Below are 22,054 nucleotides of genomic sequence, written 5' to 3'. Positions count from 1 at the left end.
CCTTTTCGTTGAGTGCTGCGGAAAAATTGGGACGAAGCGCGAGTGCGCGATCGAAGCTCGCGAAAGCCTGCTCCACGCGGCCCAGCCGCGAATGCAGCGTGCCGAGATTCTTGTGCGTTTCCGCCTCGCCAGGGTTCAGCGCGATGGATCTCTCTAAGTCCGCCTGGGCCTCCGCGAACCGGCCCAGTCGCTGCAGGCAAAGGCCACGCGTTTGATACAAAGGTGCGACATTGGGATTGAGCTTTTCGAATGCGTTGAAGCATTCCAGGGCTTCGGCAAACCGGCCGAGATTGAACAGCGATTGGCCCTGTTTTGCTGCCTCCAGGCTCTTCGCAATCTGCAGATTTTGCGGCGCGGATTTTGGGGAATGTTTGGCCGCGGCCCGGCGCTCTTGGCGGTTCATTGGCTGACCAGAAATGGAGACGACGTCCCGTCGCGGCATTTTCTGGTGCCAGGCTGGTGCGAGGCTGGCGCTGCCCGAAAGGCTCACACAACGAGAGAGGCCGCCTTCGCGGCGGCCTCACTTCCGTTGTTACCATCGACCGGGACCGACGCCGATCGTAACGCCTGGTCCGTCATACCCGCCGTCGTAGTAGCCGCGGTCATAATACCCACGATCATAATAGGTGCGGGCCGGCGCCTGATAGTAGCCATAGCTGTCGCGCCACCTCGTGTGGCGGTGTCGGCAATTTCCAACGCCGGCCATCAACTGACCGCCGCTCATGGCGGGGCCCTCGGCGCCGACCGCGTTGTTGCCTGAGCTTGTGCAGGGACCCGGGCCTTGAGCGAAGCTCGGGGTTGCCATCGCAGTCATTGCAATCGTCGCGGCGATCACGCCAATGCTTGGAACGATCCTCATATCTGTCCTCCAGTTTCGAGAGGGATCAACGACGCGTAGCTGCTGACGTTCCCCGCGATGCGCTGATGCGGGGGATGCGGAACATGCGAGCCTCCCTCTTCGCCTCCGCTCGGTTCCAGCTATTCCAGGATCCCGCGAGGGTCAGGCGGATGGAGTTCCATTCGGATCGCGCTCGGTCAGGAACTGACTGATGGCGTCGAATGCCTGCATGCGGTTCCTTTCGAGCAGCACCATGTGGGTGCCTTCGCCGATTTCCACCCATCGACGGTATGGCGCCCGTTTGAGCGAACTGAAGAAATTTTGCATCGTGGCCATGGTCACGTCGCGGTCCCATTCGGCGTGAACGAGGAGCACGGGGACCCGAATGTCGTTCGCGTCGTAGATCGTTTTGCCTGCGCTCCAATAATCGCGGATATCCTGGATCGGACCGTTCACCGCGCGCATCACACGGGGGCGCTCGGTGTTGCCTTGCGGATCTGACGCGAGCGAGGCTTCCGCCCAGCGCTCGAACCAGCCTTCCGGGATCAGGCTCGCGCGTGCCGCTTCCGGCGCCGCCGCGAGCCAGCGCTCCCTGAAATCGAGCACGGGGACCGTGCGGTAGCCACCGAGCGCGCCGCCGGAATCGATCGGGGCAGGGGTGTTCAGCAACCACAGCGGCGCGACCAGCGCGAGCCGCACGACCTTGTCGTTGTTGCCAGCAGTATAGGCGCCGGCCACCGAGCCGCCCCAGGACATGGCGACGAGATTGAGGCGCGGGATGCCGCGATGCCGAAGGATGTAATCGACCGCGCTGGCGAGGTCGCGCACTGCGACATTGGTGCGAACGAGCGGCGCGGAGTCCTGCGCCGGCGCGTCCATTTCCGGCGGCCGGGTCGATCCGCCATAGCCGCGCACGTCGAGTGCGAAGACATCAAAGCCCTGCGCGGCGAGATGATCCATGAAGGAGCGGCCACCGAACGGCACGTCGAAAAGGCTCGCCGACGAATAGGTTGCGCCATGGACCATCAGGATGGTCCGCTCGGCGGAAAAGGCCTTCTGCGCGCTGGCTCGCTTGTTGCGAAGGTGAAGCGAAATGCCGGGCGTGTCGCTCGGGACAGCGAGATCTTCGACCACGAGATCGGGCCTGTATCCATGTGCGGGAATGGTCTGGTCCATCATCAGTCTCCCTTGATCAGAGGAATTGCCAGGCGAAGCGCTCGCCGCTGCGCCTGATGCGCCCAGTGGAGGACTCCGCGAAATGGGTGGTGAAGACGGTTGCGCCGCTCTCGGCCGCATCCTCCAGCACGGCGTTGCGCGAGCGGAGCGCGGCTTCAGGGAATTCGCAGAAGCAGGAGTTGAGCGAGGGCTCATAGACCTGGAGCGGGTGATGCATCACATCACCCGCAAACAGCGCTTGCTCGCCGCGAGAGACGAGGCGGATGGAGGCGTGGTCGACACTGTGGCCTGGCGTCGGGATGAACGAAATTCCCTCCTGCACTTCGCCGCCGTCAACTGTGACCAGCCGTGCCAGGCCCGCATCGATCACCGGCCGCACGCTGTCGTCATAGACGCGATCGGCGGGCTTGCGCAGCGCAGGGCCCAAGGCCGGATTGGCCGCTGGCTCCCCACCATTGGCCAGACTCTCGCCATAGGCCTGCTCGACGCGAGAGAAGATGTAGGTGGCGTTGGGGAACGTCGGCGTCCAGCAACCGTCGACGAGGCGCGTGTTCCAGCCGACGTGATCGGCGTGGACGTGGGTGAGGAGCACATGGTCGACGTCATCGGGCCTGACGCCAGCAGCGGCCAGCCGCGCAAGGAAGGGCTCGTTGAGCCGATGCAGCGGCGGAATGTCGGGCCTGTTCTTGTCGTTGCCGGTGGCCGTATCGATCAGGATGGTGTGGCGCGGCGTTTTGATCAGCCAGCTGTGGATGCTCTGGATGAACGTGCCGGTCGCAGCATCGAACGAGCCGGCCTCGAGCCGCGACCGCTGGCGCTCCAGCGCGTCCGGATCCGCGCCGGGATAGAGCGTGTCGAACTGAAAGGCTGCGAGCGACAGTTCGTCGATCCGCGTGATGACTGCATCGCCGACGTGATAGGTCTTCGTCTCCTTCGTCACTGAGAGATCCTCCGCTTCGGTCGGCGCCGGACGCGGCGTGATTGCCGACATCCTGGACCCGCCGCCGTGGCTGTGAGGTACGCGCCGGGCTGCGCCGCCGGGAGGGCCGCGGCCCCGATACGTCCAATCGATGCCGGTGATATCTGGGCGTTCCGGCGGCCTGCCTTTTCATGTCCGCGCGAAAGCCTTAACTTCTCTCAGCGCGGCTCGTATGGCCGCGATAGTTTGCCTTGAACGGAGGTGCCGCGATGGCGGATGTCGAACGCGGTCCGGGCCGGTCGGCCGACGATGCCGAGCTCGCCGAGATCGATCTCGGCCTGTTGCTCGCGTTGGAGGCGCTCTTGCGCGAGCGCAATGTCACCCGTGCGGCGTCGCGGCTGAACATCGGGCAGCCGGCGCTATCGGCCCGGCTCAACCGATTGCGGCAGGTGTTCGCCGATCCGCTGTTCGTGCCTGCGGCGGCGGGGCGGGGCGTGGTGCCGACGACGCGAGCGGTGGAGCTACAGGCGGAGCTTGCGGAGGTGCTCGGCAAATTGCGCCGCATGGTGGAGGGACCGGCTGCGTTCGATCCCGCGCGCGACCAGCGAACCTTTGTCGTTGCCATTCACGAGAATCCGGCGGTGACGCTGGCGCCGGGTTTCGTTGCCCAATTGACGACGATGGCTCCCCGCACGCGGCTTGCCCTTGTCCACCCCACGTCCGACATCGTCGATCGCCTCGAACGAGGTGAGATTGATATCCTGGTCACGGGACCCGGCGGGACCAGCGGCGAGCTGATGCAGCGACCGCTGTTCGAGGACAGCTTCCTGACCGCGCAGCGCAAGGGCCACCCGCGCGGCACAGGTACGCTCGATCTCGACACGTTTTGCGCATCCGATCATCTGCTGATCTCCGCGGATGGCGGCGGTTTCGCAGGCCTGGTCGACGACGCGCTGTCCGCGCTCGGCCGTTTCAGGCGCGTCGCGGTCTCGATCCAGACCTATGCGCTTGCCCCAATCATCCTCGCGCACAGCGATTGCATCTGCACCCTGCCGCGGCGATTTCTGCTGCGCTTTGCCCATGAGCTCGACCTTGCGCCACCGCCGCTCGATCTGCCGCCGGCACGCATCGTCGCGCTATGGCACCCCCGCAACCAGGAGGACGCAGGTCACGCCTGGTTGCGCGATCGCCTCTACCAGGCGGCTGCCGCCACGTGATGTCTGCAATCGCGTGGATGAGCCGAGCCCGCGTTTGACAAAGCCGACCTAGCCGCTACCTTCGGTTCGCTTGCAATAAAGAAGCACGTTGCGCAACTCGTGCATTGACAAGCGGTCAACTTGTGTCATCGGCCGGTCACACGCGCCTCAATTGACACGTGGTCAGGGAGGACAGTTCATGAGCGGCTTCGCGCTGTCGCGTCGTTCATTGATCGGCGCCGGTATCGGCGGTGCAACATTGGCGGGCCTGGGCGGCCTGCCCGCTGCGGCGCGAGAGTTGCGGCTGCGCATGTTCTGGTGGGGCGCCAAGGAACGGGCGGAGCGCACCGACAAGGTCAATCAGCTCTATTTGAGCAGCCATCCGGACATGACAATCGCCGGCGAGACGCTGGGCTGGACCGATTATTGGGCGCGGCTTGCGACGCAAACCGCCGGTCGCAATGCGCCCGACGTGCTGCAGATGGATTACCGCTACATCTTCGAATATGCGCGCCGGGGTGCCCTGCTGCCGCTCGATGCTTACGTACCGAAAGCCCTTAACCTCACGGATTTCAGCCCGGCCGCGGTCGACAGTGGCAAGGTCGACGGCAAGATCTACGGCGTCAGCCTCGGTCTCAACTCGACGGCGATGGTCTACGACAAGGGGCTGATCCAGAGCCTGGGCCTGAAGGAACCGGTCTGGAACATGACGTGGAGCGAGGTTGGCGATCTCGCGGCCGAGGTCACCAAGGCCGCCAAGCGCGACGGCTTTACCGGCATGGAGGACGGCGGTGGCAACGAGCCGCTGCTGGAGGTCTGGCTCGCCCAGCGCGGCAAGTCGCTGTACACGAGCGAAGGCAAGGTTGGTTACGACGACAAGGACATGGCCGAGTGGCTCGCATTCTGGAGCGATATGCGCAAACGCGGCGCCAGCGCCGCGCCTGACGTTCAGGCGCTCGATCGCGGCGAGATCGATTCGAACCTGTTGTCGCTCGGCAAGGTCGCCATGACCTTTGCCCACTCCAACCAGCTGGTCGGCTTCCAGGCCATCAACAAGAGCAAGCTCGGCCTCTCGACGTTTCCCGACGGCGGGCAGGGCGCGAAACCCGGCCAATATCTGAAGCCGGCCATGATGTGGAGCGTCTCCGCGCAGTCGAAACAGGCCGAGGCTGCGGTTCAGCTGGTCAGTTACTTCATTGCCGATACTGAGGCCGGCAAGCTGCTCGGTGTCGAGCGCGGCGTGCCGGCGTCGTCAGCGGTGCGCAATGTCGTGACGCCGTCGCTCGACGACCTCGGCCGCGCCATGGTCGACTACATCAGCCTGATCAGCGACAAGGTTGGGCCATTGCCGCCTCCGCCACCGCGGGGCGCCGGCGAGATCCAGAGCGTGCTGCGGCGGGTGAATGAACAGGTCGGCTTCGGCCGTCTGACGCCAGCCGACGGCGCCAAGCAGTTCGTCGCCGAGGCGTCCGCCGTTCTGGCCCGCGGATAGAAGCAGTGGCGGATACGCTGATCGACGCCGCCACGTCCCGACAGGCCTTGCCGGCGGTACGCGCACCCGAGACATCCTGGCGCGAGAGCGCCACGGGCTATCTGTTTCTCGCGCCCTGGCTCATCGGCTTTTTCGGGCTCACGCTGGGACCGGCGCTGGTCTCGCTGTATCTGTCGTTCACGGATTACGACCTGCTCAGCAACCCGCGCTGGGTCGGCGCCGCCAACTATGTGCGCATCGCCACCAGCGATCCCAAGTTCAGCGCGGCAATGCACGTCACCTTCTTCTATGTGGCGCTATCCGTGCCGCTCAAGCTCGCCTTCGCACTGCTGGTGGCCATGATGCTGAACCGGGGCCTGCGCGGCCTGCCGCTGTATCGGGCGATCTTCTATTTGCCTTCGCTGATCGGCGCCAGCGTGGCGGTCTCGGTGCTGTGGCGCCAGTTGTTCGCAAGCGACGGCCTGCTCAACCAGGCGCTGAAGCTCGTCGGCATTCATGGACCGAGCTGGATCTCCAATCCCGACACCGCGCTCTATACGCTGGTGGCGCTGGCCGTGTGGCAGTTCGGCTCGCCGATGATCATCTTTCTCGCCGGCCTGCGCCAGATTCCGAAGGACGTCTATGAGGCCGCCGAGATCGATGGCGCCAGCCGCAGCCAGCAGTTCTGGCGGATCACGCTGCCGCTGCTGACGCCGGTGCTGTTCTTCAACGTCGTGGTGCAGACCATCGACGCCTTCAAGGCGTTCACGCCGGCCTTCATCATCAGCGGCGGCACCGGCGGGCCGATCGACGCGACGCTGTTCTACACACTTTATCTCTACCAGGAGGCATTTGCCTATTTCCGCATGGGCTATGCTTCCGCGCTGGCCTGGGTGCTGGTGGTGATCATCGCGGCCTTCACCGCGTTATCCTTCCTGTCATCGCGCTACTGGGTGCATTACGATGGTTGATCTCGCAGGACAGGATCAGGTTTCGCCCTCTCGCAATCGAGGCGGCCGCACGCTGCTCTATCATGTCGTGCTGTGCCTCGCCTCGATCGCCATGCTGTATCCGCTGCTCTGGATGCTGGCGAGCTCGTTCAAGCCGGACAGCGACATCTTCGGCGATGCCTCGCTCTGGCCGCGCCACTTCAGCCTTGCCGCCTATTGGCGCGGCTGGTCGGGGCTGCAAGTGACCTTCGGCAAGTTCTTCCTGAACTCGCTGGTGGTGTCACTGTGCAGCGTGGTGGGCAACGTGATGTCGTGCTCGCTGGCGGCCTACGCGTTCGCGCGACTGAAGTTCCGCGGCCAGAAATTCTGGTTCGCTTTAATGCTCGGCACGCTGATGCTGCCGTACCACGTCACGTTGATCCCGCAATACATCCTGTTCCTCAATCTCGACTGGGTCGACACCTTCCTGCCGCTGATCGTGCCGAAATTCCTCGCGGTGGACGCCTTCTTCATCTTCCTGCTGGTGCAGTTCTTCCGCTCGATCCCGCGCGAGCTCGATGAGGCCGCGATGATCGACGGCTGCGGTCCCTGGCGCATCTACTGGATCGTGATCCTGCCGCTGTCGATACCGGCGCTCGCCACGGCCGCCATCTTCACCTTCATCTGGACCTGGGACGACTTCTTCGGGCCGCTGATCTATCTGAACGACATGAACTCCTACACCGTCCAGCTTGGCCTGCGCAGCTTCGTCGATTCCACCGGCAAATCCGACTGGGGCGCGCTGTTCGCGATGTCGACACTGACGCTGCTGCCGTTGTTCGTGTTCTTTCTGTTCTTCCAGCGTCTCCTGATCGATGGCATCGCCACGACAGGGTTGAAGGGCTGACGGCCGCTAACCAAGGAAAAAAATCATGAGCAAACTGCGTTTCGCCGCGATCGGCATCAATCACGCCCACATCTATGGCCAGGTCGATTGCCTGTTGCGCGCCGGCGCCGAGCTGGTCGGCTTTCATGCGGTCGAGGACGATCTCTCCCAGGCTTTCGCCGCGAAATACCCGCAAGCGCCGCGCGTCGCCGAGCGGGCGCGATTGCTCGAAGACAAGTCCATCGCACTGATCCTCTCGTCCGGCATCCCCGCCGACCGCGCGCCGCTCGGCATCGAGGTGATGCGCCACGGCAAGGACTATATGAGCGACAAGCCGGGCATGACCTCGCTGGAGCAACTGGCCGAGGTGCGCCGGGTCCAGGCCGAAACCAAGCGGATTTACTCTGTCTGCTACTCCGAGCATTTCGAGACCCGCTCCACCGTGAAGGCCGGCGAGCTGGTCGCATCAGGCGCCATCGGCAAGGTCATCAACACCGTCGGGCTCGGTCCGCACAAGCTGAAGAACCTGCCGCGGCCCGACTGGTTTTATTCGCGCGAGCGCACCGGCGGCGTCTTGACCGACATCGCCTCGCATCAGTGCGAACAGTTCCTTTTCTTCGCCGACGCGCTCGACGCCAAGGTCGTCAGCGCGACGGTCGCCAATCGCGCTAATCCTGATAGGCCTGGCTTGCAGGATTTCGGCGAGATGCTGCTGCGGACCGGCGACGTCACCGGCTATATCCGTGTCGACTGGTTCACCCCCGATGGCCTGCCCAATTGGGGTGACGGCCGCATCACCATTCTCGGCACCGAGGGCTATATGGAGCTGCGCAAATACATTGATATCGCGGGGCAGGGGGGCATCGACCACCTCATCATGGTCGACCGCAAGGGCGTGCACCGGATCGACTGCTCCAACGTCCAACTCCCCTATGGCCGCCAGCTCATCGCCGACGTGCGTGATCGCACCGAGACCGCGATCCCGCAGGCCCGCTGCTTCAAGGCCATGGAGCTGGCGCTCACCGCGCAGGCGATGGCGGAAGGCAAGGCGCAAGAAAGGGCCTAAAGCATGTCGAAGCGTAGAACGGTTGCTGTCATCGGCCTCGGCATCGGCCGCAGCCATATCGACGAGGGCTATGCGCGCCTGCGCGATCGGTTCGATGTGCAGGTGATCTGCGATCTCAACGAGGAGCGCCTCGCCGCTGTCGGCGACGAGTTCGCGGTGCCGCGCCGGACCACCTCGTTCGACGAGGTGCTGGCCATGGGCGACGTCGAGATCGTCGATATCTGCACGCCGCCAACACTACACTTTCCGCAAGTCATGGCGGCGCTCGCCGCCGGCAAGCAGGTGATCTGCGAAAAGCCGCTGGTCGGCTCGCTGCAAGAGGTCGACCAACTCGCCGCCGCCGAGGCCACCTCGCGCGGGCGTCTCATGCCGGTGTTCCAGTATCGTTTCGGCAACGGCCTGCAGAAGGCACGGCGCATCATCGAGCTTGGCCTTTCCGGCAAGCCGTATCTGGCGACCATCGAGACCGCCTGGCTGCGCGGCGCCAAATATTATGCGGTGCCGTGGCGCGGCCGCTTCGAGACCGAATTGGGCGGGGCGCTGCTCACCCACGCCATTCATTCCCACGACATCCTGACCTGGCTGATGGGCGATATCGCCTCAGTGTTTGCGCGCACCGCAACGCGCGTCAATGACATCGAGGTCGAAGACTGTGCGGTGGCGAGCCTCGTGATGGCAAACGGCGCGCTGGCCTCGCTGGCCGCGACGCTGGGGTCGGCCAAGGAGATCAGCCGTCTCCGGCTGTGCTTCGAGCACGTCACCTTCGAGAGCTCGCTTTCGCCTTATGCTCCCGGCGACGATCCCTGGCAGATCATCGCCACCTCGCCGGAAGCAGAAGGGCGGATCGCCGCGGCGCTCGAAGGGTTCACCTTCGTGCCATCGCGCTTCGAAGGCCTGATGGCAGCCTATCATCAGGCGCTGGAATCGGGCGGCCCGTTGCCGGTGACGCTGAACGACGCGCGGCGTTCGCTGGAGCTGATCACCGCGCTCTATCATGCCGCTGAAACAGGCACGGCGGTGGCGCTGCCGATCGGCAAGGGCCACCCGAAATATCGCAGCTGGCGCCCGGCGGCGGCGACTGCGTCGGGATGATGCTCAGCTCGACATCAGTGTGCGCGCGGCACGGGCGAGACGACGGCTGACGGTCTTCTGCCGCAGCGCTTCGGTCCAGTCGAACATGCTTGAATTGACATCATAGTCGCCGCGCTGGGCGTCCGGTATCGCACCGGCGACGATGCGCGCGATCAGCTGCGGCAATTCCCGATAGAAGGTATCCGTGCGATAAGGTGGGTGGAGCGAGTAGAGCCCGGCGCCCGAACCGAGAAAGTCGATGCGGGAAAGATGATTGCGCATCATGGCCGCGGAGATGATCTCCTCCGCCGGCATCGTCAGCGGCGACTGGCGAAACAGTTTTGCGCGAATCCGGCGCTTGAGATTCGGACGCACCAGTTGCAGCGCTCCGATCGATGCATCGAACTTGGTCTGATCAAGCACGAAGATCCGCGTGCTCACCGTGCGAAAACGGTAAGCGGGGTAGGCGGCGTCCAGCCGTTCGGGCGGCTGGATGCCTGATAATCCCGGGAAGCCCCCATGCAGATCGCCGAGTGTGCCGTCAGTGCGGGGCGGCCCGGGAAGCGGTCCGGCGAACAGCGCATCGGGCGTTGTCTTCAGCCAGCCGATCGCTTCCTCCAGCCAGACCTGGCTGCCGCCGCCGAACAGCATGTCGCTGTCCATATGCACGACATAGTCCGCGTTCGTCTTCAACAGACCGTAGAAATAGGCGTGGAACGGCCCGCCATCGAAGGCCTTTTCCGGATAGGCGCTGGATGTCGAGAAATAGCGCTGCCGTACGGCCTCGAGCGCCGCCGGCGAATAGTCGACCTCGGAAATCTCTGCCTTCGGCGATTTCAGCGCGATGGCCTCCAGCAATGCGAACAGGCGCCTGCGGCTCTCCTCGTAAGCGCTGCCGGTATAGCGGCCGCTCTTGCTCTGCTTGGTGTCGACGGTGAAGACGATACGATCGACCTGATCGCCCCACACGTCGAGCTGATGCGGCAGTGTGTGGACCGCATGGCGCACGTCCAGCGGATGCAAATTGATCTGAAGCGCTGATCTGACTTGCATCTCATCTTTCCTTGCCGGTGCACGGGTCGGTCACGTCCATGAACAGCTCGCGTCTGAATCAGCTGCTCAAGGGAGGCGGCCTGAGCGCGGTCGGCCTGGATTGGCGCCTCTGTGGTCGTATGCGGAATTTATCAAAGATGGCCTTCATCAGAAGCCAATTCGTACTGCGTCGTTAATGAACCGCGGCAGGCAAAGGAGGGATCATTGCCGGCGATGCGTGGCTCGACCTGAGTTGCTCAACACGCAAGGGCCGGCGCAGCGGCGCGCGCAGCACGAAGAGGTGGTGAAGCGGGTCATCCCTCTGAGCGTCAATATTCGGGTAACCACTTTTGTTAAGGCAGGCGCACCGGCAACTTGTCGCGGGTTGGTTGGACGGGCAAGGCGCATCCGAAATAGGGTGGCTGGCCGCCGGCAGCAGCGACCGCGCCGCTGCGCTGGCGTCCGGTGCTAACCGCCCCATCCCGCAAACGGATTATGACCTGGTTCTGGCTGATCATCGTAGTGCGGGGTCGGCTGAGGGCGGGCCGGCGCTCCCGGTGAATAGGCCCAGGCCGCGGCGGCCCCTGTCGTTGAAACTCGGCCAGAGTGAACAGTTGCATGATGCCGATGTCCCTGGGCTGCCGTAGCGGCGCCGACGGGTGCGCACAGGAAAATCAAAAGGCTCAGGACCAGACTTGATCGCATGGTCATTTCTCCGGTGGACTTACTGTGAACCAACAAGTGAGCCTCGGTCGATGTCCCCGCAATCCGCTACCGCCTCGCGGCGGGTAACATCCGCGGCATCATGCTCGGGTGACGGTGGAATTCGTGCGAATCTGCAAACCCGTCTTGCCGTGACGATTGACGCGATCCCTCGTCACGAGGTGAGCTTCTATCAACCCTTCTGGGCCGTCGCTGCACATCTGTTGAACGAATGCAGCGAACATCGGAGCTTCACGCTGCCTACGGTCGCGCAACATGAGCGCACCGCGATTCGAGGTCGTAGCCTCTTCTCCTCGTCGGCAGAATGCCTTAGGACGTGACGAGGACGAGAGGTGATATGGCAAAGCAGACCGTGAAGAAGCCGCCCGCACTCAAGGGCGTATCGGCAGCAGAACGCGCACTCGCGGTGCTGACCGCGTTCCGCCGCGGCGACGGCGCCTTGAGCCTGGCCGAGCTCGCGGAGCGGACCGGCCTCGTCAAGAGCACGATCCTGCGGCTGGCCTTGTCGCTGCAGCAATACCGGTTGCTCGCCCGCCTGCCGGACGGCTCCTACCGGCTCGATGCGGAGACCTTGCGCCTCGGCACCGCCTATCAGCAGGCGTTTCGTCTGGCCGACCATGTCATGCCGGTGCTCGAGCAGCTTGCGGCAAAGACCGGTGAGACGACGTCCTTCTATGTTCGCAATGGCGAGGAGAGGCTTTGTCTGTTCCGGGTGGAGAGCAGCAATCGCATCCGGATGACCGTGCAGCCGGGCGATACCCGCCCCATGGACAAGTCCGCCATCGCGCAAACGCTGCGGCGGTATGAGTCCGGGCCGCCCGAGCCTGATGACGAACTGCCGCTGTTCACCTCCGGTGTGACCGATCCTCATGCGGCCGCGCTCGCCATGCCCGTGTTCGGCATCGGCGACTCCCTGGTCGGGGCGCTGGCGGTCTCGGGCCCGGTCAGCCGGCTCACCACGGCGCGCGCGGAGCAGATCAAGGCGCCGTTGGTCGAGGCCGCAAGCAAGCTGACGCTAGCGTGCGGAGGAACTCCGACCTCGGGCACGGCGAAAAGCGGACGCAGGCGGACCGGTTCGACATGAAACGGAACGGCGTTTCGTTTTAGCTTGCCGCGTCGGCCTCGGCGGGCGACAATCCTGTCGACTCGATGGTTCTGCCAAGCTCGTCCCAAAGGTTAGCCGATGACGTTCTTCAGCCCGCCGCGCCGGATCGAAACCAGCATCTTCACACGGCTGCCTGATCATCTTCGCAAGCCGCGCCGCACCGCCTGGGCGGATGCCAACCAGGGCGGACGCGAAATCGACTCCTTCCTGGAAGGGCCGTCCTTCGATCGGCAGGGGCGACTGTACATCACCGACATTCCCTATGGCCGCATCTTCCGCGTCAGCGCTGACGGCGTGTGGGAACTGGTGTCCGAATATGATGGCTGGCCGAACGGCTTGAAGATCCACCGTGACGGCCGCGTGTTCATCACCGATTACAAGCGCGGGATCATGCTGCTCGATCCGGCCAGCGGCGCTGTGACGCCGTTCCTGGAGACGGCGGCGAGCGAGAGCTTCAAGGGCGTGAACGACCTCGTCTTCGCACCGTCTGGCAATCTCTATTTCACCGACCAGGGCCAGACGGGCATGCACGATCCCAGTGGCCGGGTCTGGAAGCTGACGCCGGACGGCCGGCTCAGCTGCCTGATCGACACGATCCCGAGCCCGAACGGCATCGTCGTCGATGCCGAGGAAAGTTTTCTGCTCGTCGCGGTGACGCGCGCCAACCAGATCTGGCGCGTGCCGCTGCCGGCGAGCGGCCTCACCACGAAGGTCGGCATCTTCTCGCATCTGCATGGCGGTCCCGGCGGTCCCGACGGACTGGCGCTTGATGACGGCGGCAATCTGCTGGTCTGCCACACCGGCTTCGGCTCGGTCTGGCGGTTGTCGCAACTGGCTGAACCGCTCGACCGCATCGTTTCCTGCGCGGGTGTCGGTACGACCAATCTCGCCTTTGGCGGACCGCAGCGAAAGAGCCTCTTCATCACCGAGAGCCGCACTGGAACCCTGCTGCGCGCCGAACTCGAAACACCGGGCCTTCCGATGTTCTCGCACGCCGACTAGCTGCCACACACTGGGTGTCATCGCCCCGCCAGTGCGCAATTGCGCACTAGGACCGGGCGATCCAGTACTCCGAGACAGAGTGATCGAGCCGAAAGGCCGCGGCGTGCTGGATGCCCCGGTCAAAACCAGGTCAAAGCCGGGGCATGACAGTGGAGATCGAGGCTGCGGCGACGCACCTTAACCGACGATTGGCGCTCACTTTTCCTTGCGACCAGCTGCGAAGGGCGCGCGACACCTTTCAATAAAATGAAACGGCGTTTCAAAATGAATTGCAACGCCGTTCTATTTTTGTTAAGGCGCTCCCCATGGCCGGGAGAACACCGGCGCCCGGAGGGAACCCATGGCAAGCGTTGCAGCCGCCTCAGCCCAACAGGGCTTCACACCCGAGGAGGAGAAGATCCTCTCGAAGGTGCTGTGGCGCATCGTGCCCTTTCTGCTGCTCTGCTACATCGTCGCCTATCTCGACCGGGTCAATGTCGGCATCGCCAGCCTGACGATGAACGGCGACCTCGGCATCTCGCCGTCTGCATTCGGCTGGAGCGCCGGGCTGTTCTTCTTCGGCTATTTCCTGGCGGAAGTGCCGAGCAATCTCGCCTTGCAGGCGATCGGCGCCCGCAAATGGATTGCCCGCATCCTGATCACCTGGGGCTTGATCTCGGCCGCAACCGCATTCGTGGTTGGTCCTGCGAGCTTCGGCGTCATGCGCTTCCTGCTCGGACTTGGCGAGGCCGGCTTCACGCCCGGTGTGTTCCTCTATTTCACCTATTGGTTTCCGGCGCGCGTCCGCGGCACGGCGACTGCGGCTTTTCTGCTCGGCATCCCGATCGCCAACATCATCGGTGCGCCGATCTCGAGCTCGCTGCTCACCCTTGACGGCCTGGGCGGCCTGCATGGCTGGCAGTGGCTTTTGATCATCGAGGGCCTGCCGGCCACGTTGCTTGGCTTCGCGTGCCTCTTTGCGCTCACCGACAAGCCCGAACAGGCCAGCTGGCTCAGCCCCGCGGAGCGGACCTGGCTCGCAGGCGTGCTGGCGTCGGAACGCGAGGCCATTGCCGCCAGACACTCATCCCGCCTCAAGGATGCTTTCCTCAACTGGCGGGTTCTCGTCTGCGCTGCCGTGAATTTCTGCGCCATCATCGGCTCGGTCGGTCTAGGGCTGTGGATGCCGCAGATCATCAAAGGTTTCGGCTTCGGCGTCGTCGCCGTCGGCTTCATCGCCGCCATTCCCTATATCTGCGGCGCCATCACGATGATGCTATGGGCGCGGCTGTCGGACAACGGCGGCGAGCGCAGCTGGTTCGTGGCGTCGGGCCTGCTCGTCGGCGCGGCCTCGCTGATCGTCTGCGGCTACGCGACATCGTCCGCGCTGGTCTCGATCGTCGCCCTCTGCGGCGCCGTGATCGGCATCATGTGCTACCAGTCGACCTTCTGGCCGATCCCGTCGAGCTTCCTCACCGGCAGCGCCGCCGCGGGCGGCCTCGCGATGATCGTCTCGATCGGCAATCTCGGCGGCTTCGTCGGTCCTTATCTCATCGGTGTGATCAAGCAGTCGACCGACAGCTTCTCATGGGCCCTGATCTCGGTGGCTGCGTTTCTTGCGCTGGCTGCCATCCTGATCCGCCTGGTTGGTGCCAGTCTGCAGCGACAGGCCGGAACGGCTGACGGCCGCGCGGGCGCGATCGCACCCCTCTCGAAAGGAATTTGAAAATGAGCGAGCGAAAGCAGTTCCGTCTCGGTCTCGTCGGTTATGGCGAGATCGGCAGCACGCTGGGCAAGGGATTGCGCGAGGCCGGCCTGCAGCAGATCTTTTGCTACGACAAATATGCCTTCGACGGTCCGTATGCCGATCTGATCCAGGGCCGTGCCAAGGCGGCGGGTGTCACTTTGGTCAAGTCCAATCAGGAATTGGCCGACGCAGCGGAGCTGATCTTCAGCGTCACGCCGGGCTCCAGGTCGCTCGAAAGCGCGGCCGCGTTTGCGCCTGTGCTCGATGGCCGCCACACCTTCCTCGACTTCGCCTCAGCTACGCCCAAGGTGAAATATGGCGTCGCCGAACGGCTCGCAGGGACAGGCGCCACGCTCGGTGACGGCTCCATCATGGGCACGCCCAAGCATGGCTATGCGATGCACATGATGTCGAGCGGTCCCGCCGGCCAGCGCGTGGTCGACCTGCTCGTGCCCTGGGGCATGAGCATCGAATTCGCCGGCGACAAGCTCGGCACGGCCTCGGGCATCAAGATCCTTCGTTCGGTCCTGATCAAGGGCATCGAGGCGCTGATCGACGAGACGCTGCTCGCCGCCCGGTCCTATGGCCTGGACGAAACCGTATTGGCCTCGGCGTCGAAGACGCTGACGCGTCCGTTCATGGACACGGTCGAGAGCCTGACGCCCTCAGGCGTCATCCACGCCAAGCGACGCACCGAAGAGGTCGAGATGGCGGCCGAGGCGGTCGAGGATGCCGGCATCGAGCCGCTGATGGCGCGCGCGACCGCGGCACGGCTGCGTTGGAAGGACAGCCTGGGCCTGAAGGAGCACTTCAAAGGCGTCGTTCCCGAGAACTACAAGATCGCCATCGATGCGATCGCGACCCGGATGCAGGCCAGCGCGAAAGCAGCCGAATAAAGCCAACAATAAAAGGGAGAGAAACGTGACGGCTGCTCGAACGGACATCGACCCGATAGAGAAGGCGACGATGCGCAAGGTGATCCTGCGCCTCGTGCCGTTCCTGATGATCTGCTATTTCTTCGCGCTGCTCGATCGCGTCAATGTCGGCTTCGCGGCGCTGCAGATGAACAAGGATCTCGGGCTCACGCCGGCGATGTTCGGCTTCGGCGCCAGCCTGTTCTTCGTCTCCTATTTCCTGGTGGAAGTCCCCAGCAACCTGGCGCTGCAGAAATTCGGCGCGCGGCGCTGGATCGCCCGGATCATGATCACCTGGGGCTTGGTGACGGCGTGCATGGCGTTCGTCGTGGGGCCGTACTCGCTTTATGCGATGCGCTTCATCCTGGGCGCGGCGGAGGCCGGTTTCTTTCCCGGCGCGATCCTCTATCTGACCTATTGGCTGCCGTCCGAGTATCGCGCGCGCATCCTGGCGACTTTCACGGTCTCGATCCCGCTTGCGACCTTCCTGGGGTCACCGCTGTCGGTCGGCTTGCTCGAACTCGACGGCGCGCTTGGCCTGCGCGGCTGGCAGTGGCTGTTCATCCTGGAGGGATTGCCGACCGTTCTGCTCGGGCTTGCCTGCCTGTTCGTTCTGATCGACAGGCCCGAAGGGGCGTCCTGGCTGACCAATGAGCAGCGGGATTGGTTGACGGCACGCATGGCGGCGGATGCAGCCGCGCGCAAGCCGGTCGGTCATCTCTCGCTCTGGCAGCTTGCCACCAACAAATATTTCCTGGTCATGGCCCTGGTCTGCTCCGGCGCCTCCGCCACCGGCAGTGTGCTGTCGGTCTGGCAACCGCAGCTGCTGAAATCGTTTGGCCTGTCGAATCTGCAGACCGGCTTCGTCAATGCGATCCCCTACGGCATCGCGACCGTGCTCATGGTGCTGTGGGGCCGCCATTCGGACAAATCGGGCGAGCGCCGCTGGCACACGGCCATTCCGCTGCTGCTCGCCGCCGGCGGCTTCACCGCATTGGGCCTGACGGGAACGGCTGTTGCGCCGACCATCGTCATGGTGACGTTCTGCCTGGTGGGCGCCTATGCCTTCAAGGGGCCGTTCTGGGCGCTGTCGGCAAGCTGGCTTTCGACCAGCACGCTCGCCGCCGGCCTCGCCGGCATCAACGCGATCTCCAATTTGATCGGCGGCGGGTTGATGGTGAACGTGGTTGGCCTGGTCAAGCAATCGACCGGAAGCTTCGTGCTCGGGATGCTGCCGCTTGCGCTGCTGTGTGCCGTGGCCGCGACCTGCGTCCTCGTGCTCGGCCGCAACGTCGCGCGTGCTGCCGACATGGTCGCGGTGAAATCATGAGCGAGCGCGGCAAGACGTCACGGCGCGCCATTAACAGGCGCGGCGTTCTCGTTGGTCTACTGGCTGCGAGCACGGGCGCCTGGGCGGACGGCGTCGAGCAGGCGGTGCCCAACAGCACCGGGTCGGCGCCGCCGCGCTTGAACGCGCCCGCGGACGCATGCGATTGCCATCACCATATCTACGACGGACGGTTTCCCGTTTCGCCGCATTGGCACCAGGGCTTTCCATCGGGTGCGACCGTCGCGGATTATCGAAACCTCCGTCGCCGGCTCGGCACCACCAGGAGCGTGGTGGTGCAGCCATCGACATACGGGGTCGACAACCGGTGTCTCGCCGACGCGCTGGGCCAGCTCGGCTCCTCGTCGCGCGGCGTAGCCGTGGTCGACGCCGACGTCGAGGAAGCAGAGCTGCGCGCGCTGGCCGACGCCGGCGTCTGCGCCATCCGCGTCAATTTCGTATCTCCGCAGACCTGGGGAACGACAACGCCGGAGATGCTTGCCGCGCTCGCGAGGCGCGTCAGCCCGCTGGGCTGGCACGTGCAGATCCTGATGACCGGCGATCAGATCGTCACTCATGAGAAAGTCATCCGGTCGCTGCCCACCAAGGTGGTCATCGACCATCTCGGGCGTATTCCGCAGCCCGATGGCGTCAAGCATCCTGCGTTCGCCGCCGTGCGTCGCATGCTCGATGAGGGGCGCACCTGGGTGAAGGTCACCGAGCCCTATGAGGACAGCAAGCTCGGTTCGCCCTATGCGGATTCCAGCGACGTTGCGCGTGCCTACGTGCAGGCCACGCCCGAGCGTATCCTCTGGGGCACCGACTGGCCGCATCCGACCCAGCGCGGCACCAAGCCGGATGATGCGTTATTGCTCGATCTTCTCGCCGTCTGGGCGCCGGACGAAAAAACCCGCCGGCGCATCCTGGTCGATAATCCGGTCGAACTGTTCGGCTTCTAACCACCTGGCCGAAGGCGTCTCAATCGACGCCTTCGCACTTCAGCTCGCGCAATTGCTTGTCCACCCAGGAGGCGTCGTGGGTGCCGGCCTCGATATTGGCCATCTGCTTCTGCTCGGCCTCGAACTTCGCGGTGGCGGCCTTGAACACCGCCTCGGTCTGATCGAACGGCACGCAGAGCAGGCCGTCATCGTCGCCGATGATGAGGTCGCCGGGCTCGATCACCATGCCGTCGATCGCGATCGCAACGTTGATTTCGCCCGGGCCATTCTTGTAAGGGCCGCGATGGGTCACGCCCGCCGCGAAAACCGGAAATGTCTGGCTGCGGATGAAGCCGGCGTCGCGGATCGCGCCGTTGATGACGAGGCCCGCCACGCCGCGCTTGACCATCTGCATCATCATCATCTCGCCGGTGATGGAATTGGTCAGGTCGCCGCCGGCATCGACGACGATGACGTCGCCGGGCTCGGCCAGCGCGATCGCCTTGTGCACCATGAGATTGTCGCCGGGCGCCGTCTTGACCGTCAGTGCCGCGCCCGTCAGCCCGCCACTCCCGTGCATCGGACGAAGCCGCGCACCGCCGGCCGTCAGGCGCGACATGCTGTCGCTGACATTGGCGACAGGCAGGCGCGCAAAACGCTCGACGACATCGGCGCCGATCTTCCTGTTGCGTTTCAAGATTCTGAATCCGACGGGCATGAATGGTTCTCCAAATGGGCTGGAAAATCCATAGAACGACGTTTCGTTTTTCGCAATGTGCATGATGAGAGGAACTGGTCGGTCTCCTCACAAGCCTCAGCGCCCGAGCGGCACCGAGGCCTGGATCGTCCAATCGGCGATGGGGATGTCCTGTCCTGAACGGACGACGCAAATTCTGTCGAAGGTAATGGCGCGGCCCGCGAGGCGCTGCCCGAATTCGGCTGATGCCGGCGCCTTCACGACCTCCGGCAGGTTGCCATAGAGCAGCGAGACATGCGGCATGAAGCGTTCAGCTTCCTGCGGATCGAGGCGTTGCTTCAGCCTGGAGAGCGGCGCCGAAACGGCGAAGCGCACGTAGAAGGCCCGGAAGAACGCCTGCGTCGTCTCGATCCCAGCTATCGGTTCGGCGAAGACCTGCGACGCAGCGGCTGCTGCCCGAGCATCCTCGTGGAGATGCTCGAACGTTGCATTGGTGTCGCCGCGCAGCGTCAGATGCGGCGCGAAATTCGGCGTGCCGAAGCGCGCCGCAAGCTCGCCGATGAGCGAAGCGAGAAACGCTTCGTCTTCGGGGCACGGCATGAGCCAGAGCGATCGGATCTCGACGGTCATCGGGAGTCATAAATCTGTTGCACGAGCGCGCTAGGGGTCGGTATGTTTATTCCACGCTGATCGCAGAATGGAAGAACAATTCCATCTGAGCAAATAGGGCGGCGTGGAGGAGCGAAACGTGCGGGCGGGCTCGCAAGTGATGTCGGGTGTCGGCGCGGCAATCGAGGTGCGCGGCCTGCACGTCGCCTATGGCGGCACGAAAGTGCTTCACGGCGTCGATCTCGATTTTGCGCCGGGGTCTTTCACGGCGCTGCTCGGCTCCTCCGGCTGCGGCAAGACCACGCTTCTGCGCTCGCTCTCCGGCTTTGTGCCGGTCTTGTCCGGCTCGATTGCCGTCGGTGGCAAGGACGTCGCCGGTCTGCCGCCCGAGAAGCGCGGCATGGCGATGGTGTTCCAGTCCTATGCGCTCTGGCCGCATATGACGGTGCTCCAGAACATCGGCTACGGCCTGAAGCTGCGCGGGGTGTCCAAGCGCGACATCGCCGCCAAGGTGTCCTCGCTGCTGGCGATGCTCGGGCTCGCCGGCTACGAAGATCGCAAGGTCACGGCCATGTCGGGCGGGCAGCGGCAGCGTGTGGCGCTGGGACGCGCGCTGGCGGTCGACCCCGGCATCCTGCTGCTGGACGAGCCTCTGTCCAACCTCGACGCCAAGATCCGCATGACGATGCGTCACGAAATCCGCGCCATCCAGCAGCGGCTCGGCGTCACCACGATCCATGTCACGCATGACCGCGAGGAGGCGATGACGATGGCCGACAGGCTGGTCATCATGAATGCTGGCCGCATCGCGCAGATCGGGACGCCGGAGGAGGTCTATGACCGGCCGAACAGCGCCTTCGTCGCCAATTTCATGGGCGCCGAGAACGTACTGCCCGTCCGTGTCGAGTCCGGCGAGGGCCCCGCCACGATCGCGGCTGGCGAGGCGCGCTATGTGCTCCCCCGTGAACGCGACCTTGCTCTGCCAGCGGGCGAAGCACTCGCCTATTTCCGCGACGACGTCGCCAGTCTGGATGCGCCCGATGCTGCACCGGGCGAGGATCTGGTGGTGCCGGGCCGCATTGCGGCGCGCAGCTATCCGGGTGGGCTCTACCGCTACAGGGTCGAGGTCGCCGGCCGCCAGCTGACCGTTGATCACGCCATCAGGCATGAGCCCGGCGCGGCCGTCGGCCTGCGTATCCCGCTTTCACGCCTTCACATCTTCCCGGCTGCACAGGCGTCCATCCCTGCCTGACCCCTTCCAACGATCCGACACGGAGCCAGACTCATGCGCCTTCTCACGATTGCCACCTCGTTCGCCGCGCTGATCGCGGCTTCGCCGCTCGCTGCGCAAACGCTCAACGTCGCCTCCGCGGGCGATCAGAATATGGTCGACTACGTCAAGGACTACCTTGCCCCGATGTTCGAGAAGGCTCATCCGGGCGTCAAGATCGTCGCGGTCGGCACCGGGCCGGGCGATGCCGGCTCGCAGAAGATCTACGAGAAGCTCAACGCCCAGAAAGGCGCGACCGCAACCGATTTCGATGTGGTGGTGATCCACCAGAAGGCCGCCGGCCAGATGGTCAAGGAGGGCCTGCTCGACAAATATTCGGCCGATGTCGATACCGCCAAGCTCGCCACGGGCGACGCGTCCAGGAACGCGCTCGGCACCGACGTGAGCGGCTACGTCATCCCGATGTTCCAGTCGCAGACCGCGCTCGCTTACAATGCCGACATGGTCAAGACGCCGCCAGCGACCTTTGCCGAGCTCGCCGATTGGGCCAAGAAGAATCCGAAGCAGTTCGGCTATAACGGCATCAAGGGTGGCATGTCGGGGGTCGCCTTCGTCGCCGGCTGGGTCTACGCATTCGGCGGCGATGCCGACAAGCTGATCAAAGGCCCCTACGACGCCGCCACCAAGGCCAATTGGGACAAGGCCTTCGCGGATCTGAAGGCCTTCAACGCCAACGCCACCATCACCCCCGGCAATGCCGGCACGCTCGACATGTTGAACCGCGGCGAGATTGCGATCGGCCCTGTCTGGGTCGACATGTTCTACTCGTGGCAGGCCGACGGCAAGCTGCCGCCGAACATGAAGCTGAAACTGATCTCGCCCGGCATGCCCGGCCAGCCGATGTATTATTCGATTCCGGAGAAATCGGCACAGAAGAAGCTGGCCGAGGCCTTCATTGCGCTTGCAACTTCGCCGCAAGTCCAGGCCGACGGCATCGTCAAGAAGTTCAACTGGTATCCGGGCATCGACGCCAAGAACCTCGAAGGCAAGCTCGACAAGGCCGCCTGGGACAAGCTCTTCAGCGACGTTACGCCGGCCGAGCTCGCCAGCAACGGCAAGCCCTTTCCGATAGCGCCCTACTTCAACGACATCCTCGAGGGCTACGAGAAGAAGGTCGCGAATTGAGGTTCGTTGCGAG

Annotated in this window: 19 protein-coding genes and 2 pseudogenes; 14 read left to right on the top strand and 7 right to left on the bottom strand. The window is 64.3% G+C overall.

What is annotated here, in order from left to right:
* Positions 1-37: 37 nt before the first annotated feature.
* The 4 genes and pseudogenes from XI06_RS43650 to XI06_RS01720 form a co-directional block, all read right to left on the bottom strand.
* Positions 38-403: pseudogene (locus XI06_RS43650) on the bottom strand (tetratricopeptide repeat protein); the annotation flags it as partial.
* A 129-nt stretch (positions 404-532) separates the two neighbouring features.
* On the bottom strand, positions 533-859 hold the full coding sequence (locus XI06_RS01730) for a hypothetical protein (protein WP_237865278.1): 327 nt from the start codon (positions 857-859) through the stop codon (positions 533-535).
* Between the two features lie 141 nt (positions 860-1,000).
* Entirely contained in the window at positions 1,001-2,017 is a 1,017-nt protein-coding gene (locus XI06_RS01725; RefSeq protein WP_271604514.1) for an alpha/beta hydrolase, read from the bottom strand.
* Between the two features lie 13 nt (positions 2,018-2,030).
* Positions 2,031-3,005 carry an MBL fold metallo-hydrolase gene (locus tag XI06_RS01720; RefSeq protein ID WP_271604513.1) on the bottom strand — a complete coding sequence of 325 codons (975 nt, stop codon included), beginning with the start codon at positions 3,003-3,005 and terminating at the stop codon, positions 2,031-2,033.
* Positions 3,006-3,202: 197 nt separating this feature from the next.
* Here XI06_RS01720 and XI06_RS01715 point away from each other — a divergent pair, with 197 nt between their 5' ends.
* The 6 genes and pseudogenes from XI06_RS01715 to XI06_RS01690 all read left to right on the top strand — a co-directional run bounded on the left by XI06_RS01715 (position 3,203) and on the right by XI06_RS01690 (position 9,573).
* Positions 3,203-4,150, top strand: coding sequence for a LysR family transcriptional regulator (locus XI06_RS01715; RefSeq protein ID WP_271604512.1), 948 nt, complete (start codon positions 3,203-3,205; stop codon positions 4,148-4,150).
* Positions 4,151-4,328: 178 nt separating this feature from the next.
* Complete coding sequence (locus XI06_RS01710) at positions 4,329-5,621, top strand: ABC transporter substrate-binding protein (RefSeq protein ID WP_271604511.1); 1,293 nt, start codon at positions 4,329-4,331, stop codon at positions 5,619-5,621.
* 89 nt (positions 5,622-5,710) lie between these two features.
* Positions 5,711-6,571 (top strand): annotated as a pseudogene (locus XI06_RS01705) (carbohydrate ABC transporter permease); the annotation flags it as partial.
* A gap of 91 nt (positions 6,572-6,662) precedes the next feature.
* Complete coding sequence (locus tag XI06_RS01700) at positions 6,663-7,436, top strand: carbohydrate ABC transporter permease (RefSeq protein WP_237865507.1); 774 nt, start codon at positions 6,663-6,665, stop codon at positions 7,434-7,436.
* A gap of 25 nt (positions 7,437-7,461) precedes the next feature.
* Positions 7,462-8,481 carry a Gfo/Idh/MocA family protein gene (locus XI06_RS01695; RefSeq protein ID WP_237865304.1) on the top strand — a complete coding sequence of 340 codons (1,020 nt, stop codon included), beginning with the start codon at positions 7,462-7,464 and terminating at the stop codon, positions 8,479-8,481.
* Positions 8,482-8,484: 3 nt separating this feature from the next.
* On the top strand, positions 8,485-9,573 hold the full coding sequence (locus XI06_RS01690) for a Gfo/Idh/MocA family protein (RefSeq protein WP_271604510.1): 1,089 nt from the start codon (positions 8,485-8,487) through the stop codon (positions 9,571-9,573).
* Positions 9,574-9,576: 3 nt separating this feature from the next.
* Here the strand turns inward: XI06_RS01690 and XI06_RS01685 are convergent, their stop codons facing one another.
* Positions 9,577-10,605 (bottom strand): glycosyltransferase family 2 protein, encoded by a 1,029-nt coding sequence (locus XI06_RS01685; RefSeq protein WP_237872781.1) that lies wholly within the window; start codon positions 10,603-10,605, stop codon positions 9,577-9,579.
* 1,039 nt (positions 10,606-11,644) lie between these two features.
* Between XI06_RS01685 and XI06_RS01680 the strand changes: the two genes are divergently transcribed.
* The 6 genes from XI06_RS01680 to XI06_RS01655 all read left to right on the top strand — a co-directional run bounded on the left by XI06_RS01680 (position 11,645) and on the right by XI06_RS01655 (position 18,340).
* Positions 11,645-12,391, top strand: coding sequence for an IclR family transcriptional regulator (locus XI06_RS01680; RefSeq protein ID WP_237872782.1), 747 nt, complete (start codon positions 11,645-11,647; stop codon positions 12,389-12,391).
* A 99-nt stretch (positions 12,392-12,490) separates the two neighbouring features.
* Positions 12,491-13,414, top strand: coding sequence for an SMP-30/gluconolactonase/LRE family protein (locus tag XI06_RS01675; protein ID WP_237891523.1), 924 nt, complete (start codon positions 12,491-12,493; stop codon positions 13,412-13,414).
* 340 nt (positions 13,415-13,754) lie between these two features.
* A complete protein-coding gene (locus tag XI06_RS01670; RefSeq protein WP_271604509.1) occupies positions 13,755-15,119 on the top strand; it encodes an MFS transporter in 1,365 nt (454 codons plus the stop codon).
* Positions 15,120-15,121: 2 nt separating this feature from the next.
* Positions 15,122-16,036, top strand: a complete 915-nt coding sequence (locus tag XI06_RS01665; protein WP_271604508.1) for an NAD(P)-dependent oxidoreductase — start codon at positions 15,122-15,124, stop codon at positions 16,034-16,036.
* Positions 16,037-16,061: 25 nt separating this feature from the next.
* Entirely contained in the window at positions 16,062-17,384 is a 1,323-nt protein-coding gene (locus tag XI06_RS01660) for an MFS transporter (protein WP_271604507.1), read from the top strand.
* The gene (locus XI06_RS01655; RefSeq protein WP_237891520.1) at positions 17,381-18,340 is read left to right on the top strand and encodes an amidohydrolase family protein; all 960 of its coding nucleotides are present in this window, start codon (positions 17,381-17,383) and stop codon (positions 18,338-18,340) included. The genes XI06_RS01660 and XI06_RS01655 overlap by 4 nt, the downstream gene beginning before the upstream one ends.
* Before the next feature lie 19 nt (positions 18,341-18,359).
* Here XI06_RS01655 and XI06_RS01650 read toward each other — a convergent pair whose 3' ends face one another.
* Both XI06_RS01650 and XI06_RS01645 read right to left on the bottom strand, forming a co-directional pair.
* Positions 18,360-19,037, bottom strand: coding sequence for an RraA family protein (locus XI06_RS01650; protein ID WP_271604506.1), 678 nt, complete (start codon positions 19,035-19,037; stop codon positions 18,360-18,362).
* 96 nt (positions 19,038-19,133) lie between these two features.
* The gene (locus tag XI06_RS01645; protein WP_237872789.1) at positions 19,134-19,646 is read right to left on the bottom strand and encodes a 2'-5' RNA ligase family protein; all 513 of its coding nucleotides are present in this window, start codon (positions 19,644-19,646) and stop codon (positions 19,134-19,136) included.
* A gap of 118 nt (positions 19,647-19,764) precedes the next feature.
* On the opposite strand from XI06_RS01645, the gene XI06_RS01640 reads away from it, so the two are divergent.
* Together XI06_RS01640 and XI06_RS01635 are read left to right on the top strand one after the other, a co-directional pair.
* A complete protein-coding gene (locus XI06_RS01640) occupies positions 19,765-20,877 on the top strand; it encodes an ABC transporter ATP-binding protein (RefSeq protein ID WP_333909302.1) in 1,113 nt (370 codons plus the stop codon).
* A 33-nt stretch (positions 20,878-20,910) separates the two neighbouring features.
* Positions 20,911-22,041: an ABC transporter substrate-binding protein gene (locus tag XI06_RS01635; RefSeq protein ID WP_271604505.1), complete on the top strand. Its 1,131-nt coding sequence runs from the start codon at positions 20,911-20,913 to the stop codon at positions 22,039-22,041.
* Positions 22,042-22,054 lie beyond the last annotated feature (13 nt).

Source organism: Bradyrhizobium sp. CCBAU 11434, from assembly GCF_028128895.1.
In the GTDB taxonomy this organism is placed as follows: Bacteria; Pseudomonadota; Alphaproteobacteria; order Rhizobiales; family Xanthobacteraceae; genus Bradyrhizobium; species Bradyrhizobium zhengyangense.
The sequence above is the reverse complement of the archived record's forward strand: the minus strand, read 5'-3'. Positions and strand labels throughout refer to the sequence as shown.

Excerpts from the sequence above, each read along its gene's own strand:
- XI06_RS01725 (WP_271604514.1), bottom strand. The coding sequence starts at position 2,017 with ATGATGGACCAGACCATTCCCGCACATGGATACAGGCCCGATCTCGTG.
- XI06_RS01655 (WP_237891520.1), top strand. The coding sequence starts at position 17,381 with ATGAGCGAGCGCGGCAAGACGTCACGGCGCGCCATTAACAGGCGCGGC.
- XI06_RS01690 (WP_271604510.1), top strand. The coding sequence starts at position 8,485 with ATGTCGAAGCGTAGAACGGTTGCTGTCATCGGCCTCGGCATCGGCCGC.
- XI06_RS01720 (WP_271604513.1), bottom strand. The coding sequence starts at position 3,005 with ATGTCGGCAATCACGCCGCGTCCGGCGCCGACCGAAGCGGAGGATCTC.
- XI06_RS01730 (WP_237865278.1), bottom strand. The coding sequence starts at position 859 with ATGAGGATCGTTCCAAGCATTGGCGTGATCGCCGCGACGATTGCAATG.
- XI06_RS01665 (WP_271604508.1), top strand. The coding sequence starts at position 15,122 with ATGAGCGAGCGAAAGCAGTTCCGTCTCGGTCTCGTCGGTTATGGCGAG.
- XI06_RS01685 (WP_237872781.1), bottom strand. The coding sequence starts at position 10,605 with ATGCAAGTCAGATCAGCGCTTCAGATCAATTTGCATCCGCTGGACGTG.
- XI06_RS01710 (WP_271604511.1), top strand. The coding sequence starts at position 4,329 with ATGAGCGGCTTCGCGCTGTCGCGTCGTTCATTGATCGGCGCCGGTATC.
- XI06_RS01715 (WP_271604512.1), top strand. The coding sequence starts at position 3,203 with ATGGCGGATGTCGAACGCGGTCCGGGCCGGTCGGCCGACGATGCCGAG.
- XI06_RS01700 (WP_237865507.1), top strand. The coding sequence starts at position 6,663 with ATGCTGTATCCGCTGCTCTGGATGCTGGCGAGCTCGTTCAAGCCGGAC.
- XI06_RS01680 (WP_237872782.1), top strand. The coding sequence starts at position 11,645 with ATGGCAAAGCAGACCGTGAAGAAGCCGCCCGCACTCAAGGGCGTATCG.
- XI06_RS01675 (WP_237891523.1), top strand. The coding sequence starts at position 12,491 with ATGACGTTCTTCAGCCCGCCGCGCCGGATCGAAACCAGCATCTTCACA.
- XI06_RS01645 (WP_237872789.1), bottom strand. The coding sequence starts at position 19,646 with ATGACCGTCGAGATCCGATCGCTCTGGCTCATGCCGTGCCCCGAAGAC.
- XI06_RS01635 (WP_271604505.1), top strand. The coding sequence starts at position 20,911 with ATGCGCCTTCTCACGATTGCCACCTCGTTCGCCGCGCTGATCGCGGCT.
- XI06_RS01670 (WP_271604509.1), top strand. The coding sequence starts at position 13,755 with ATGGCAAGCGTTGCAGCCGCCTCAGCCCAACAGGGCTTCACACCCGAG.
- XI06_RS01695 (WP_237865304.1), top strand. The coding sequence starts at position 7,462 with ATGAGCAAACTGCGTTTCGCCGCGATCGGCATCAATCACGCCCACATC.
- XI06_RS01650 (WP_271604506.1), bottom strand. The coding sequence starts at position 19,037 with ATGCCCGTCGGATTCAGAATCTTGAAACGCAACAGGAAGATCGGCGCC.